Source organism: Aeromonas sp. HMWF016 (assembly GCF_963878195.1).
GTDB lineage: Bacteria > Pseudomonadota > Gammaproteobacteria > Enterobacterales > Aeromonadaceae > Aeromonas > Aeromonas lacus.
Genome location: NZ_CAWNWX010000110.1, coordinates 33,016 through 48,196 on the forward strand (window position 1 = coordinate 33,016; position 15,181 = coordinate 48,196).

The 15,181-nt window shown below is 59.2% G+C and carries 16 protein-coding genes; 12 read left to right on the forward strand and 4 right to left on the reverse strand.

The window, feature by feature from the left end:
- Positions 1-5 precede the first annotated feature (5 nt).
- Complete coding sequence (gene ygfZ / locus AACS24_RS18430; protein WP_181364232.1) at positions 6-914, reverse strand: tRNA-modifying protein YgfZ; 909 nt, start codon at positions 912-914, stop codon at positions 6-8.
- Positions 915-1,025: 111 nt separating this feature from the next.
- Here ygfZ and AACS24_RS18435 point away from each other — a divergent pair, with 111 nt between their 5' ends.
- Complete coding sequence (locus AACS24_RS18435; protein ID WP_108571589.1) at positions 1,026-1,295, forward strand: FAD assembly factor SdhE; 270 nt, start codon at positions 1,026-1,028, stop codon at positions 1,293-1,295.
- Positions 1,296-1,314: 19 nt separating this feature from the next.
- Positions 1,315-1,692: a protein YgfX gene (locus tag AACS24_RS18440; protein WP_108571602.1), complete on the forward strand. Its 378-nt coding sequence runs from the start codon at positions 1,315-1,317 to the stop codon at positions 1,690-1,692.
- Between the two features lie 123 nt (positions 1,693-1,815).
- On the opposite strand, the gene nadB is transcribed toward AACS24_RS18440, so the two are convergent.
- Positions 1,816-3,423 carry an L-aspartate oxidase gene (nadB, locus tag AACS24_RS18445; protein WP_108571590.1) on the reverse strand — a complete coding sequence of 536 codons (1,608 nt, stop codon included), beginning with the start codon at positions 3,421-3,423 and terminating at the stop codon, positions 1,816-1,818.
- A 182-nt stretch (positions 3,424-3,605) separates the two neighbouring features.
- Between nadB and rpoE the strand changes: the two genes are divergently transcribed.
- From rpoE to pdxJ, 10 genes are all read left to right on the forward strand, one after another.
- Positions 3,606-4,187 carry an RNA polymerase sigma factor RpoE gene (gene rpoE, locus AACS24_RS18450; RefSeq protein ID WP_033112788.1) on the forward strand — a complete coding sequence of 194 codons (582 nt, stop codon included), beginning with the start codon at positions 3,606-3,608 and terminating at the stop codon, positions 4,185-4,187.
- A 22-nt stretch (positions 4,188-4,209) separates the two neighbouring features.
- Positions 4,210-4,812: an RseA family anti-sigma factor gene (locus AACS24_RS18455; protein ID WP_033112789.1), complete on the forward strand. Its 603-nt coding sequence runs from the start codon at positions 4,210-4,212 to the stop codon at positions 4,810-4,812.
- Between the two features lie 21 nt (positions 4,813-4,833).
- Positions 4,834-5,814 (forward strand): MucB/RseB C-terminal domain-containing protein, encoded by a 981-nt coding sequence (locus tag AACS24_RS18460; protein ID WP_033112790.1) that lies wholly within the window; start codon positions 4,834-4,836, stop codon positions 5,812-5,814.
- A 100-nt stretch (positions 5,815-5,914) separates the two neighbouring features.
- Positions 5,915-6,376 carry a SoxR reducing system RseC family protein gene (locus tag AACS24_RS18465; RefSeq protein WP_108571603.1) on the forward strand — a complete coding sequence of 154 codons (462 nt, stop codon included), beginning with the start codon at positions 5,915-5,917 and terminating at the stop codon, positions 6,374-6,376.
- 117 nt (positions 6,377-6,493) lie between these two features.
- A complete protein-coding gene (gene lepA / locus AACS24_RS18470) occupies positions 6,494-8,287 on the forward strand; it encodes a translation elongation factor 4 (RefSeq protein WP_033112792.1) in 1,794 nt (597 codons plus the stop codon).
- 3 nt (positions 8,288-8,290) lie between these two features.
- Positions 8,291-9,214, forward strand: coding sequence for a signal peptidase I (gene lepB / locus AACS24_RS18475; RefSeq protein ID WP_033112793.1), 924 nt, complete (start codon positions 8,291-8,293; stop codon positions 9,212-9,214).
- Positions 9,215-9,886: a ribonuclease III gene (gene rnc, locus AACS24_RS18480; protein ID WP_033112794.1), complete on the forward strand. Its 672-nt coding sequence runs from the start codon at positions 9,215-9,217 to the stop codon at positions 9,884-9,886.
- Entirely contained in the window at positions 9,883-10,782 is a 900-nt protein-coding gene (era, locus tag AACS24_RS18485) for a GTPase Era (protein WP_033112795.1), read from the forward strand. The genes rnc and era overlap by 4 nt, the downstream gene beginning before the upstream one ends.
- 14 nt (positions 10,783-10,796) lie before the next feature.
- Complete coding sequence (gene recO / locus AACS24_RS18490; protein ID WP_005335391.1) at positions 10,797-11,507, forward strand: DNA repair protein RecO; 711 nt, start codon at positions 10,797-10,799, stop codon at positions 11,505-11,507.
- 84 nt (positions 11,508-11,591) lie between these two features.
- On the forward strand, positions 11,592-12,329 hold the full coding sequence (gene pdxJ, locus AACS24_RS18495; protein WP_005335389.1) for a pyridoxine 5'-phosphate synthase: 738 nt from the start codon (positions 11,592-11,594) through the stop codon (positions 12,327-12,329).
- Positions 12,330-12,422: 93 nt separating this feature from the next.
- Here the strand turns inward: pdxJ and AACS24_RS18500 are convergent, their stop codons facing one another.
- On the reverse strand, positions 12,423-13,667 hold the full coding sequence (locus AACS24_RS18500; RefSeq protein ID WP_108571591.1) for a MalY/PatB family protein: 1,245 nt from the start codon (positions 13,665-13,667) through the stop codon (positions 12,423-12,425).
- Positions 13,654-15,123, reverse strand: coding sequence for a maltose/glucose-specific PTS transporter subunit IIBC (gene malX, locus AACS24_RS18505; protein ID WP_231499775.1), 1,470 nt, complete (start codon positions 15,121-15,123; stop codon positions 13,654-13,656). Before malX ends, AACS24_RS18500 begins: the two co-directional genes overlap by 14 nt.
- Between the last annotated feature and the right edge of the window lie 58 nt (positions 15,124-15,181).

A 15,181-nucleotide genomic window follows, 5' to 3' on the forward strand; every position in this document is an offset into this window, starting at 1 on the left:
CGACCTTACTCGGTCAGTTCGTAGGGGAGGGGTTGCAGGGTGAGCTGCGAGCTCTCCTCCTGCTTGAGGCGAAAACGGGCGTCAGCTTCGGTATCTTTTGGCAATACGGCGGTGAGCCACACCTGACCCTGATGTTGCCAGGCGTTGAGCACCATGCCGCTGCGACGCCAGTTGTCACCGAGCTGGATCTCCAGCGTATCGCCCGCATTGACCGGCTCACTGGCACTACCTGCCAGCAGGAACAGGGCGCGGTTGTTGGCGCCGCGATATTTGGCGCGGGCTACCGTCTCCTGCCCCATGTAGCAGCCCTTGTTGAAGCAGATGCCATCGAGCGCCTGCAGGTTGAGCATCTGCGGGATGAACTCGCCCTGATGCACCGCCTCCATGTGCGGCAGACCGGCCTTGATCTCGAGACCCCACCATAGGGATTCGTCACCCGCCGGCAGCGCATCGGCTTGCTCACTGCTCACCAGCAGCCAGCGATCCTGTTCGATCTTCACCGCCATGCCGCCAGCGATAAGGCCGTTCTGCTCCAGGCCAAACTGCGCGGCGATCCACGCATCCGTGCCCTTGCCAGCCAGACCGGTGGCATGGCGTTCATCGGCGGCAATCTCCACCTTGGCGAAGACGGCAAATTTTTTCAGCTCCGGCAGCTGGCGCTCCAGTACCGAAGGGGTAGTCAGCAGCAGCAGGCTCTCTTCAAGGCAGAGCAGGCGAAAATCGCTCCACAGCTTGCCCTTGGGATCACAGTGACCACCCAGCGTGCTCTGCCCCGGTTGCAGGGCGTTGACGTCGCAGGTGACCTGACCTTGCAGATATTTGACGCGATCCTGACCACTCAGTCGGGTGATGGCTATCTTGGTCAGGGCGAAGCGGGTCGGCTCGGCAGGAAAAACAGGGGGTTGCAGGCTCACGATGGTATTCCAGAGAGAAAGTATGTGACCTGCATGGTAAAGACGTAACTAATGTTTGTCAGCCGGAAAATCCAGCTGGTACCATCCCCGGGTCTTTGTAAGGAGAGTTCCATGTTGAGCCCAGTTGAAAAATCCCGCCTGAAGTGGGCCTGCCGCCGTGGCATGCTCGAGCTGGATGTTGTTTTTATGCCCTTTTTCGAATACGAGTTCGACTCCCTGAGCGAAGCCGATCAGCAGACCTTTATCCGCCTGCTGGAGAGCGATGATCCGGACCTGTTCCGCTGGACCATGGGGCACGCAGTGCCGGCCGATCCCGCCTTCAGCGCCATGATCAAGATGATCCTGGAGCGCAATCAGGCCCGTCACGACCGTCAGGCCTGATGTCGTGGAGCGGGTGATCATCCCTGTTCACCCCTCCCGCCATCAGCGCTACTGGCTGGTGGCCCTATCTCTGTTGCTGCTCTGGCCGGTCAGCGCCCTCGTAACCGGCTGGCAGTGGGCGCTGTTTGTTCCCGTCTGGTTGCTGGCGTTCGCCCTGAGCTGGCGTGCGTTGCCTCGTATCCCGTTCGAGCTGGAGTGGGATGGCCAGTGGCTGCGCTGGCAGAGCGTATCCTATCGGCTCGGCAACAAGAGCCGCATTCTACCCGGCGTGCTGCGCCTTGAGTTGCATCCGGAGCAGGGGCGCGCTTGCGTGCTCTGGCTCTTCGCCGATGCGCTGGCCCCCGACCACTACCGCCTGCTGGCCCGGGCAATCAACTTTCCTGCCGACCGGCGCTGAGCGATCTCACATCTTCCCGAGTTACCTCTTTGCAGGAGCAAGGAACTGGGTAGCGCTTTGTCCGGATGGCCCTAAAAAAATGACCCCGCCGAAGCGGGGTCATTGGTATGGCAGGAGAGGGGCTCAATCCCGCTCCGGGGTCAGTACGGTCGGTTTCGAGTCCGGCAGCATCTCTGGATAATCAAGGTTGTAGTGCAGGCCGCGCGACTCCTTGCGCTGCAGGGCGCAGTTGACGATAAGCTCGGCCACCTGCAACAGGTTGCGCAGCTCCAGCAGGTTATTGGAGACCCGGAAGTGGGCGTAGTACTCCTGCACCTCCTGCTTGAGCAGATCGATGCGGCGCTTGGCACGAGCGAGGCGCTTGTTGGTGCGCACTATCCCCACGTAGTCCCACATCATAAGCCGCAGCTCGTGCCAGTTGTGCTGAATGACCACCAGTTCGTCAGAATCCTCTACCTTGCTTTCGTCCCAGGCGGGCAGGCGCGGCGGCTCGGCGCTCATCGGCAGCTTGGCCAGAATGTCGGCCCCCGCCTGATGGGCGTAGACTACGCATTCCAGCAGGGAGTTGGAGGCCATCCGGTTGGCACCGTGCAGACCGGTATAGGTCACTTCGCCGATGGCGTAGAGTCCGGGGATGTCGGTCTGGCCATTGTTGTCGATCATCACGCCGCCACAGGTGTAGTGGGCGGCCGGCACGATGGGCATCGCCTCCTTGGTGATGTCGATGCCGACCGCGAGGCAGCGTTCATAAATAGTCGGGAAGTGCTTGATGATGAAATCGGCCGGTTTGTGGCTGATGTCCAGATACATGCAGTCGGCACCGAGTCGCTTCATCTCGTGGTCGATGGCGCGGGCGACGATATCGCGCGGTGCCAGCTCGGCCCGCTCGTCAAACTCCGGCATAAAGCGGCTGCCGTCCGGGCGGCGCAGATAGGCACCCTCGCCACGCAGCGCTTCGGTCAGCAGGAAGTTGGGGTCGTCCGGGTGGAACAGGCTGGTGGGGTGGAACTGGTTGAACTCCAGATTCGCCACCCGGCAGCCGGCCCGCCACGCCATGGCGATGCCATCACCAGAACTCACATCGGGGTTGGAGGTGTACTGGTAGACCTTGGATGCGCCACCGGTAGCCAGCGCCACGAAGCGGGCGCGAACCACCTCGACCTGTTCGGCATTGCGGTTCCAGACATAGGCGCCCAGCACCTTGTTGCCCGGCAGACCGAGCTTGCGGGTGGTGATGAGGTCGACCGCGTTGAAGCGTTCCATCAGCTGGATGTTGGGGTGGGCGCGCACCTGATCGATCAGGGTGAGTTGCACCGCCTTGCCGGTGGCATCCGCCGCGTGGAAGATGCGGCGATGGCTGTGGCCCCCTTCCCGGGTGAGGTGGTATTGGGATTCGCCCTCGGCGTTCTCCTCCTGATCGAAGGGAACCCCCTGCTGAATGAGCCACTGGATCGACTCGCGGGCGTGGCGGGCGGTGAACTCGACCACGGCCGGGTCACACAACCCGGCCCCGGCGTTGAGCGTGTCGCTCACGTGGGATTCGATGCTGTCGGTCTCGTCGAACACGGCAGCGATGCCTCCTTGCGCATAGAAAGTGGCCCCTTCACTGATGGGCCCCTTGCTCAGAACCAGGACTTTGGCCTGGTCTGCCAATCGCAATGCGAGAGTCAGACCAGCGGCACCGCTGCCAATGATCAGTACGTCGCAAAGGTATTCAACACTTGCTTTCATAAGTATCATTGGCCTGGATTAAGAACTGGCACCATGGTAGCCCAAGCGGGGGCGAGGATGCAGCCTGCATCACATTTTTTTAAACAGATTCGAACTTTCTCTGATTCTCCCTGTCTGAACTTGTGCGCTTAGGAAGGGCCGGAAAAGAAGAACGATAACCTGATGGGGGTTTTACGGCTCTGATGAGCGACCAGAATCTACTGGACGAACAGCTGGTTGAACGGGTCCAGCGCGGCGACAAAGCAGCTTTCAACCTGTTGGTAAAAAAATACCAGCATAAGGTGGTCAACCTGATTGCCCGGTATGTCAACAACCCCGGCGACGTGCCCGATGTGGCGCAAGAGGCGTTTATCAAAGCCTACCGGGCATTGCCGACATTCCGTGGCGAGAGTGCTTTTTACACCTGGTTGTACCGAATTGCCGTGAATACGGCGAAGAACTATCTGACCTCCCAGGGGCGCAGGCCCCCGAGCAGTGATGTGGAGGCTGACGAAGCGGAGTCTTATGGCGGCGGTGAAGCCTTGCAAGAGGTCTCAACCCCGGAAAACCTGGCGCTGACTGACGAGATCAAACGCACCGTGTTTTCAGCCATTGAGGCATTGCCGGAAGACCTGAGGACAGCGATCACCCTTCGCGAACTGGAAGGGCTGAGCTATGAAGAGATTGCCGAAATCATGGATTGCCCAGTGGGTACGGTCAGATCCCGTATCTTCCGGGCGAGGGAAGCAATCGACAAAAAGCTGCAACCTCTGATCGAGAATTAACTGGGGAAAGACGGGTTAACTTATGGCAAACAAAGAGCAAATCTCTGCCCTGATGGATGGTGAGCTGAGTGACGCAGAGGTACTGAACGAGCTGGAGATGGACTCCGGCTTGCAAGATACCTGGGGTCGTTACCACCTGATTGGCGATGCCATGCGGGGTGACCTGCCGGTCAATCTGCAACTGGATCTCAGTGACAGCATCATGGCTGCGCTGGAGGATGAGCCGACCATACTGGCACCCAAGCCGGTCGAGGCCGCTCCGGTGGCGCAACCGGTCGTTGCACCGGTCAAGACAGATTCCAATGTGGTGCCCCTGTTTCGTCGGGTTGGCCAGCAGCTGGGGCAATATGCCATCGCAGCTTCTGTGGCTGCCGCCGTCATCTTCGGGGTGCAGCAGTATCAGGGTCAGGACGGCGTGCCGAACAACCCTGTGCTCAATACCATCCCCATCGGTGGCAGTGCCGCGCCAGTGAGCGTCCACTATCCGCAAGAGGGCAACCGCGTTCGGCCGCAACAGGGAATGACCGAACAGCAGATGCAGGAGCAGCGCGAACGCATCAACGCCTTCCTGCGTGATCACCAGTTACAGCAGCGCCTGTTGCAAGACAGACAGATCCAACAATAACGAGTTGTCAGGGATACAAACGTGCGCCAGTCCAGCCGTATTTTGCTGGCCTCTCTCCTGCTAATCAGTGCCAAGGCCTCTGCCGACGACAAGTCGGCCGAGGCCTTGTTGCAGCAGATGCAGAGTGCCGTGCATCAACAGAATTTCGAGTTGTCCATGGTCAAGGCCCGTCAGGGGCGTCTTGAACCGATCCGCATCAGCCACGCCGTGATCAATGGCAAAGAAGTGGCGCATCTCAGCTACCTCGACGGCAAGGCGATCGAGTATCTGCAGCGCGAGAACGAATACACCTTCTTTGAAAACAGCCATGATCCCTACACCCTGAAGGATGCCCGCTTCCCCGGCATCTGGTCGAGTCTGGTCAGCATGCCGCTCTCCCGGGTATTGCAGAGCTATGATCCCGTGCTGGCCGGCCGCAGCCGCGTCGCGGGTGTGGTCGCTCAGGTGGTGAGGCTGGTGCCCAAGGAGGCCGACAAGTACGGCTTCATGCTCTGGGTTGATGAGCAGAGCCATCTGCTGCTGCGTGTCGACATGGTGGAGCGGGAAGGCAATCTGGTCGAGCAGCTGCTGGGGGTGGATCTGGAGCTGCAGAACAAGCCGGCCCCCTGGCTGGTGACCCTGGCCAACAGCAAGTTGCCCCCGGCGCTGGCGCTGGAAGATGCCTATCCGGCTCCGCAGCAGCAGTTGAACTGGCAGGTGACCTGGCTGCCCGATGGCTTCAAGGTGCTGTCGCAGGACAGGCACCAGCTGGTGACCACCAGTATGCCGGTGGATTACATGATGCTCTCCGACGGGCTGGTCGATCTCTCGGTCTACGTCTCCCGGGTCGATCCCAAGCAGGCGGTGCGCCAGCAGCTGATCCGCCAGGGCGCCACCTCGCTGGTGAGCTTCGTCAACGAGGTGGGGGTTGAGATCACCGTGGTCGGGGAAGTGCCTGCCGAGACCGCCAAACGGATTGCCGAGTCGGTGCAGCCGCTGGCTCGCAACGAGGCCGTGCAGTGAGTCCATGCTCTGGGTTCACAGTGGTGCACTGTTTGCCGTTGGCTGTGAGTCGTGTTCAGATCCTGCCATTGCATTAGCACGAGGTGTTCCCGTGAACGAGATGAGTGAAGAGCTGGCGACCGTAGTAGCCATTGAGGGTGACCATGCCTGGGTGGAGTGCGAACGGCGCTCTGCCTGCAGCGGCTGCCAGCAGCAATCCGGTTGCGGTACCGGTACTGTGGCCAAGGCGTTTCCCCTGAAAGCCCCACGATTGCGGATCCGCCTTACCGCCGAGGTGAGCGTTGGCCAGCAAATCAGGCTCGGCATCCCGCAAGAGAGCCTGCTGCGCGGGGCCGCGCTGGTCTATGTGCTGCCGCTGTTTTGCCTGCTGGCGAGCGCTCTGCTGGGGCAACTCTGGCTGGCGCCGCTGCTCTCGGGGGGGGAGGGCGTCACCATTCTTGCCTCTCTGCTGGGTGGCGCTGGCGGCTTTTTACTGGTTCGTTACTTTTCCAACCGCCTGGATCAGGGGCGCTACGGCCCGCAGATGCTCGGCGTGGTGGTTCCCGTCCGTACCCTCTCCTGACCGAACAGGCGCTATTTCACTGGCGTTGGCGACTAAAGAATGGCCGTCAGCCGGGTTATCCAGTAAAATCGCGCCTCCATAACCGACCTTAAACCAATTTTGAGTGACTCTTGCTCGATGAAACACATTCGTAACTTTTCGATTATTGCGCACATCGACCACGGTAAATCGACCCTGTCGGACCGTCTGATCCAGACTTGCGGTGGCTTGTCCGACCGCGAGATGCAGGCTCAGGTGCTTGACTCCATGGATCTGGAGCGCGAGCGCGGCATTACCATCAAGGCGCAGAGTGTGACCCTGAACTACCAGGCACAAGACGGTAACACCTACCAGCTGAACTTTATCGACACCCCGGGCCACGTGGATTTCTCCTACGAGGTCTCCCGCTCTTTGGCGGCCTGTGAAGGGGCGCTGCTGGTGGTAGATGCCGGCCAGGGGGTTGAGGCACAGACTCTGGCCAACTGCTACACCGCCATGGAAATGGATCTGGAAGTGGTGCCGGTACTGAACAAGATTGACCTGCCGGCTGCAGAACCCGAGCGGGTTGCCGAAGAGATCGAAGATATCGTCGGTATCGACGCGGTCGATGCGGTGCGCTGTTCCGCCAAGACTGGCCTCGGTGTTGATCTGGTACTGGAAGAGATCGTGGCCAAAATCCCGGCGCCGGAAGGTGATCCGGATGCGCCGCTGCAGGCGCTGATCATCGACTCCTGGTTCGACTCCTATCTGGGTGTCGTCTCTTTGGTGCGGATCAAGAACGGTTCTTTGAAGAAGAACGACAAGATCAAGGTGATGAGCACCGGTCAGGTGTGGGGTGTCGATCGTATCGGTATCTTCACGCCCAAGCAGGTGGACACCGACGGGCTGGGTTGCGGCGAGGTAGGTTGGGTTGTCTGTGGTATCAAGGATATCCACGGCGCGCCGGTGGGCGATACCCTGACTCAGGCCAAAAACGGTGCCGACAAGGCGCTGGCCGGTTTCAAGAAGGTGAAGCCGCAGGTTTATGCCGGTCTGTTCCCCATCTCCAGCGATGACTACGAGTCGTTCCGTGACGCCCTCGACAAGCTCTCCCTGAACGATGCATCCCTGTTCTTCGAGCCGGAAAGCTCCACTGCGCTGGGCTTCGGCTTCCGTTGCGGCTTCCTCGGCATGCTGCACATGGAGATCATTCAGGAGCGTCTGGAGCGTGAATACGATCTGGATCTGATCACCACGGCACCGACCGTAGTGTACGAAATCGAGCTGACCGACGGCTCCACCATCCATATCGACAGCCCGGCCCAGATGCCTGCCATCACCAGCATCAAGGAGATGCGCGAACCGATCGCCGAGTGTCATATCCTGCTGCCGCAGGAATACATGGGCAACGTGATCACCCTCTGTATCGAGAAGCGTGGCGTGCAGACCAACATGGTCTACCACGGCAAGCAGGTCGCGCTGACCTATGAAATCCCGATGGCGGAGGTGGTGCTCGACTTCTTCGACCGCCTGAAGTCCACCAGTCGCGGCTACGCCTCGCTGGATTACGGCTTCAAGCGTTTCGAAACCTCCGACATGGTGCGTCTGGACATCATGATCAACGGTGAGCGCGTCGATGCGCTGGCCATCATCACCCACAAGGACAACGCCCAGTATCGCGGTCGTCAGGTGGTGGAGAAGATGCGCGAGCTGATCCCGCGCCAGATGTTTGATATCGCGATTCAGGCGGCCATCGGCAACCAGATCATCGCGCGCAGCACTGTCAAGGCACTGCGCAAGGACGTAACTGCCAAGTGTTACGGTGGTGACGTGAGTCGTAAGAAAAAGCTGCTGAACAAGCAGAAAGAAGGTAAGAAGCGGATGAAGTCCCTCGGCCGTGTCGACGTGCCGCAGGAAGCCTTCCTCGCGATTCTCCACGTCGGAAAGGATTAATAGATGGCAAGCACGTTTTCCCTGATCCTGGTGGTGGTCTGCGCGATCACCGGTGTTATCTGGTGTCTGGACAAGATGATTTGGTCCAAACAGCGAGCCGCCAAAATTGCCGTGGCCCGTGCCCATGGCGGCGCTCATCTGGATGACAAAACCCTGGCCAAGGTGGCCCCCGTTCCGGTCTGGATTGAACAGACCGCCGGGGTCTTCCCGGTCATCACCTTTGTGCTGATCCTGCGTTCGTTCATCTTTGAACCGTTCCAGATCCCGTCAGGCTCCATGATGCCCACTCTGCTGGTGGGCGATTTCATCCTGGTGGAGAAGTTTGCCTATGGTCTGCGGGACCCGGTGACCAACACCAAGTTCCTCGAGACCGGTGAGCCCAAGCGCGGCGATGTGGTGGTGTTCAAATACCCGCTCGAACCGCGGGTGGACTACATCAAGCGGGTGGTCGGCATGCCGGGGGATCGGGTCATCTATCGCAACAAGGAGCTGATGATCCGGCCCAAGTGCGAGGAGCAGGAGGGGAAAACGTGCCCGGGCTTCCAGAAGCTCGATGTCAAGTTTGAACAAAGAGGCGAATTTACCCAGATGGGGATCCCCCTTGACCGCTATACCGAGCAGCTGGGCGATGTCTCCCACGAGACCCTGCGCAACCCGCTGATGCCCGATATGGTTGGCCGTTACTATCGCCAGCCCGGCACCTATCCCGACGAGTGGGTGGTACCGGAGGGGCAATATTTCGTGATGGGCGACAACCGTGACAACAGTACCGACAGCCGTTTCTGGGGCTTTGTGCCCGAGCAGAATCTGGTTGGCAAGGCGGTCGCTATCTGGATAAGTTTTGAATTCGAGCGCGAAGAGGGCTCCCTGCTGCCAAGCTGGGTACCGACAGGGGTGCGCTTCAACCGCATTGGCGGAATCAAGTAAATGAATATCAAGATGAACAGACTGCAGTCCCGTCTCGGACACGTCTTTCAGGATCTGGAACTGCTGACCCGGGCGCTGACTCACCGCAGCGCCGGCTCCCGTCACAACGAGCGACTGGAGTTTTTGGGTGACTCGATTTTGAGTCTGGTGATTGCCGACGATCTCTTCCACCGCTTCCCGCAAGCGGCGGAAGGGGATCTCAGCCGGATGCGCGCCACTCTGGTGCGCGAAAAGACCCTGGCCGAGCTGGGCCGCGAGTTTGACCTCGGGGATCACCTGATCCTGGGGCCGGGCGAGCTGAAAAGCGGTGGTTTTCGCCGTGAATCGATCCTGGCCGACACGGTCGAGGCGGTGATTGGCGCCGTCTATCTGGATAGTGATCTCGAGACAGTACGCACTCTGCTGCTGGGCTGGTACACCAGCCGTCTGGAGGAGATCAAGCCGGGCATCGAGCAGAAGGATCCCAAAACCCGTCTGCAAGAAATTCTGCAGGGAAGCCGCAAATCCCTGCCGACCTATACAGTGACCAACGTGAAGGGCGAAGCCCACAACCAGGAGTTCACCGTCCAGTGTGACGTGGAAGGTCTGGATGGTCCGATCAAAGGGGTCGGCACCAGCCGCCGCAAGGCCGAACAGGCCGCAGCGCAGCAAGCATTGGAAAAACTGTCATGACAGATACAACCTACTGCGGCTTTGTCGCCATCGTGGGCCGCCCCAACGTGGGCAAGTCCACCCTGCTCAACAAGCTGCTTGGCCAGAAGGTCAGCATCACCTCGAAAAAACCCCAGACCACCCGTCACCGGATTCTGGGGATCGACACCGAGGATAACTACCAGACCATCTATGTAGACACCCCGGGTCTGCACATTGAAGAGAAACGGGCCATCAACCGCCTGATGAACCGCGCCGCCACCAGTTCGCTGGGCGACGTGGCCATGGTGGTATTTATGGTGGACGGCACTCACTGGACCAAAGATGACGAGATGGTGCTGGGCAAGTTGCGCAATCTCAAGTGCCCGGTGGTGCTGGCGGTCAACAAGATCGACAACGTCAAGGAGAAGGAGGAGTTGCTGCCCCACCTCGAGTGGCTGGGTCAGCAGATGAACTTCGCCCATATCCTGCCCATCAGTGCCCAGAAGGGCACCAACGTGGAGAAGATCCGCGAGTGGGCCAAGCCGTTGCTGCCGGAGAACGTCCACTTCTTCCCGGAAGATTACGTGACCGATCGCTCCTCCCGTTTCATGGCCTCCGAGATCATCCGTGAGAAGCTGATGCGTTTCACCGGTGAGGAGCTGCCCTACTCGGTGACGGTAGAGATCGAGCGCTTCAAGGTGGAAGAGAGCGGTATCTATCACATCCACGGCCTGATCCTGGTCGAGCGCGATGGCCAGAAGAAGATGGTCATCGGCAACAAGGGCGAGAAGATCAAGACCATCGGCACCGAAGCGCGCCTCGATATGGAACGGCTGTTCCAGAACAAGGTGCACCTCGAGCTGTGGGTCAAGGTCAAGTCGGGCTGGGCTGATGACGAGCGCGCCCTGCGCAGTCTTGGCTACGGTGACGATTAAGTGGCGCTGACTGATTGCTGACCCCGGCTTTCGTCATCCATAGCCGGCCCTATCGTGAGACCAGCCAGCTGGTCGAGGTATTCACCCAGGATAGTGGCCGCTTTACCCTGGTGGCTCGCGGTTCTCGCGGGCCACGCTCCCCTCTCAAGGGGCTGCTGCAACCCTTTACCCTGCTCACCATCGCCTGGCGCGGCAAGGGGGATCTCAAGAATCTCACCCAGGTCGAATGCCCGGATCACTCCCTGCGACTCGGGGGCGATCGTCTCTTCTACGGCCTCTATCTCAACGAGCTGGTCTACTACCTGCTGGAAGCGCACACGCCGTTCCCCGAGGTGTTCGACGCCTATGCCCGTGCCATCATGGCGCTGGCCGATGGCGAGACGCCGGAGCTGCCGCTGCGCCGCTTCGAGTTCCTGCTACTGCAGGCACTTGGTTATGCGGTTGATTTCGAATACACGGCGGACGACGAGTCGCCCATCGAGCCGACTCTGCTCTATGGCTTCGAGCGTGAATTGGGCTTTGTTGCTTGCGAGCGGGCGCCGGATCCCCGTACCCTGTTTCTCGGTGCCCACCTGCTCGCCTTTGCCGAGGGACGTTTCGATACCCCTCCCTTGCTGCAGGCGGCCAAACGTTTCAGCCGATTGGCCTTGCAACCCTATCTGGGCAAGCGCCAGCTAAAGAGCCGGGAGCTGTTTTTAAAACGCAAAGCCAGCATGCAAGGCTGACACAGATTACAGACATACGGATATTGGCGCGGGGTGATTCGCTGACCGCGCAGTCAACAGATGAAGCCTTTCAAGGAGTTCTCAATGAGTGAAATCTATCTGGGTGTGAACATCGACCATATCGCCACCCTGCGCAACGCCCGGGGCACCCAGTATCCGGATCCGGTACAGGCCGCCTTCGTGGCCGAACAGGCCGGGGCCGATGGCATTACCGTGCATCTGCGAGAAGATCGCCGCCACATCACCGACCGCGACGTGGAGATCCTGCGCCAGACTATCCAGACCAGAATGAACCTGGAGATGGCGGTGACCGAAGAGATGATCGGTATCGCCTGCCGCATCAAGCCCCACTTCGTCTGTCTGGTGCCGGAGAAGCGCACCGAGGTGACCACCGAGGGTGGTCTGGACGTGGCCGGTCAGCTGGACAAGGTGACGGACGCCGTCGCCCGCCTATCCGCCGTGGGCGCTCAGGTATCCCTCTTTATCGATGCTGACCCTATCCAGATCGATGCGGCAGCCGAAAGCGGCGCCCCCTTTATCGAGATCCATACCGGCCGTTATGCCGATGCCACCACCGATGCCGAGCGCAACGCCGAGTTCAAGCGCATCGCCGCCGGTGCCTCCTATGCCGCTGGCAAGGGGCTCAAGGTCAATGCCGGCCACGGCCTGCACTACCACAACGTCAAGGCCATCGCCGCCATCCCCGAGCTCTATGAGCTCAACATCGGCCACGCCATCATCGGCCGCGCCGCTTTCGATGGTCTGGCCAAGGCTGTGAGCGATATGCGCCTGTTGATGCAGGAAGCCCGTCAGGGGATCTGACTCTTCGGTCACTGGCGATAGTGGCTACGTAAAACAAAAGGGACGCTGTGGCGTCCCTTTTGTTGTTTTTGCCGATGTGAATATCGACAGCCGTCAGGCCTGCTGCTGCGCCCATCTTCCCAGACGTTGCAGCGCCTCGCCGAGCAGTTGGCGGGAGGTGCCTATGTTGATCCGCACATACTCTTCACCGCCGCTGACGTAGTGGGAGCCATCTTCGATGATGACACCCGCTTCGACTGCCCATCTGCGGGTCACCTCGCTTGCGCTCATGCCACTCTCTCCGGTATTGACCCAGACCAGATAGGAGGCATCCATCGGCATGACCCGAAAGTCGGGCAGGTTCTCCCTGAAGTAGCGCGCCAGCAAGGCGTAGTTCTCTCTCAGATAGAGATTCAGTTCGGCCAGCCAATCATCGCACTCGTTATAGGCGGTGATAATGCCCCAGAGCCCGAACACGTTGGGAGAGGTGATGGAGTTCTGCTCAAGACGCGCTCTGAACCGGCTTCTGATCTGTGGATTTGGAATGATGCTGTAGGAGGTTTTCAATCCGCCCAGATTGAATGCCTTGTTGGGCGAGCTCATCAGCATCATGTTGTTGCGGTAACGCTCATCCAGCGCCAGAAAGGAGACGAACTCGCCATGGATGATGTGCTCGGCATGCACTTCGTCGACCATCATCAATACCTGATAGCGCAGGCAGATGTCGGCAATGGATGCCAGTTCGGCCTGACTCCAGATCCTGCCCGACGGGTTGTGGGGCGAGCAGAGGAAGTAGATTTTGGGCTTGTGGCCAATGATCTGCTCCTCCAGCTTCGCCAGATCGATCCGGTATCGCCCTTTGCTGAGGGCTAACGGGTTGGCGACAACCTTGACCCCCTGCCTTTCGGCCGCCTTGGCAAAGGGATCGTAGACCGGGGTGTTCATGATGATGCTGTCGCCCGGCTGGCAGAATGCCTGCACCGTGTAGTGCAAGGTAGAGACGGTGCCATAGGAGAGGGTGATCCACTCCCGCTCCACCGCAACCTTGTGGTGGCGAGCCTGGAAGTTGATGACCGCCGCGTAGAAATCATCGATGCAATGGGTGTAGCTGAAGGTGCCCCAGCTGATGATTTCACTGAACTTGCGAGCCACAGCCGGCGGTGATTTGAAATCCATATCGGCAATCCACATGGGAATGCTATCTGTGGGAACGGGGCCAAAGCGGTTCTCGATCACTTTCATATCCCACTTGCGGCATTTGTCGCTGATGCGATCTGCCAGCTCATCGAAACGGGAGGGTTGCAAGTCGGTGGGTGGGTTGGGGAGGCGCAGGGCCTCCCTATCTTTACAGGAGAGCATCGAGATTATCCTTCACGGTTTGAACCTGAGCGCCAATGATGACCTGCACGCTGTGCTCGTCGATCTTGACGACGGAGAGAGCGCCAGCCTGTTTCAGGATCTTCTCCTGCAGCTTGCCCATGTCGTGTACCACCAGTCTCAGCCGTGTGACGCAGTTGTCCAGGCTGACGATATTCTCCTTGCCACCGAGGGCACTCAGGATCACGGCCGGGTCGTGTTTCGCAATCTGGATATCATCGACTTCATCCCTGCCGGGGGTCTTGATGTCATATTTCTTGATGTACCAGTAGAAGACGGTGAAATAGATGGCAGACCAGATGAGGCCAATGGGAATAATCAGATACCACTTGGTTTGCCAGCCCTGCATGATGCCGAAAATAAGCAGGTCGAGTGCACTGCCATCGGTATTGCCGATGGTGACGCCACACATGGCCACCACAAAGAGCGCGGCGCCGGTCATAAAGACATGGAACAGATAGAGTACCGGCGCGACAAAGAGAAACAGGAATTCGATGGGCTCGGAAATACCGGTCACGATAGAGACCAGAACCCCGGAGATAATCAGGCTCTTGATTCTGGTTCGATTGCCGGGCGTGGCTGCCATATACATGGCTAACGCTGCGGCAGGCAGACCGAATATAAAGGTCGGCATAAACCCTTGCGACAGGAAGGCGGTTGCTGCCGGGCTGATGGGTTCACCCGCTTTCAACTGGGCGAAGAAGATATTGAGAGCGCCGGAAATGGTCTCGCCATTGACCAGCTCGGTACCGCCTGCCGGGGTGAAGCGCACCATGGCCAGCATGATGTGGTGCAGACCGAGCGGTTTGAGCAGGTTGATGGCCACCCCGTAGAGGAAGGCACCAAAAGAGCCGGCAGAGATGATCATGTTGCCGACCGCAGTAATACCGAGCGCCACATAGTGCCAGAAGAGCGGCATGGCCAGACCGATCAGCGACATGACCAGCACGGTGATGATGGGCACGGAGCGCAAGCCGCTGAAAAACGAGAAGGCGTCGTGCAGTTTGAGGTTATAGAAACGGCGATGGATGAAGTAGGTCACGATCCCCGACACTATGCCACCTAGCACGCCCATGGAGAGGGTCTGAACCCCCATCACCATGGCTTGTCCCGCCAGTTTGATATTTTCCGGCGAAGCCAGTTGATTGGTACTGGCGAGATAGAAGTTGATCCCGATATTCATCGCCATATAACCGACGAAACCGGAATAGGCCGCGACACCCTTGTTCTTTTCGGTCAATCCCATCGGAATGCCGATGGCAAACATGATTGGCAAATAGGTAAAGCCAAAGCTGCCTACGGTTGCCACCAGATTGAAGACGAGCTGGGTATATTCCCCACCAAGAAAAGGAAAATTATCTATGGTGGAGGGGCTGGTTATGGATGATCCCACCCCCAGCAGTAATCCCATGAATGCCATCAGAGAGACGGGAAACATGAATGTTTTCCCCAAACTCTGGGCAAATTCCCATACCTTATTTCGCAAGGATGCGCGA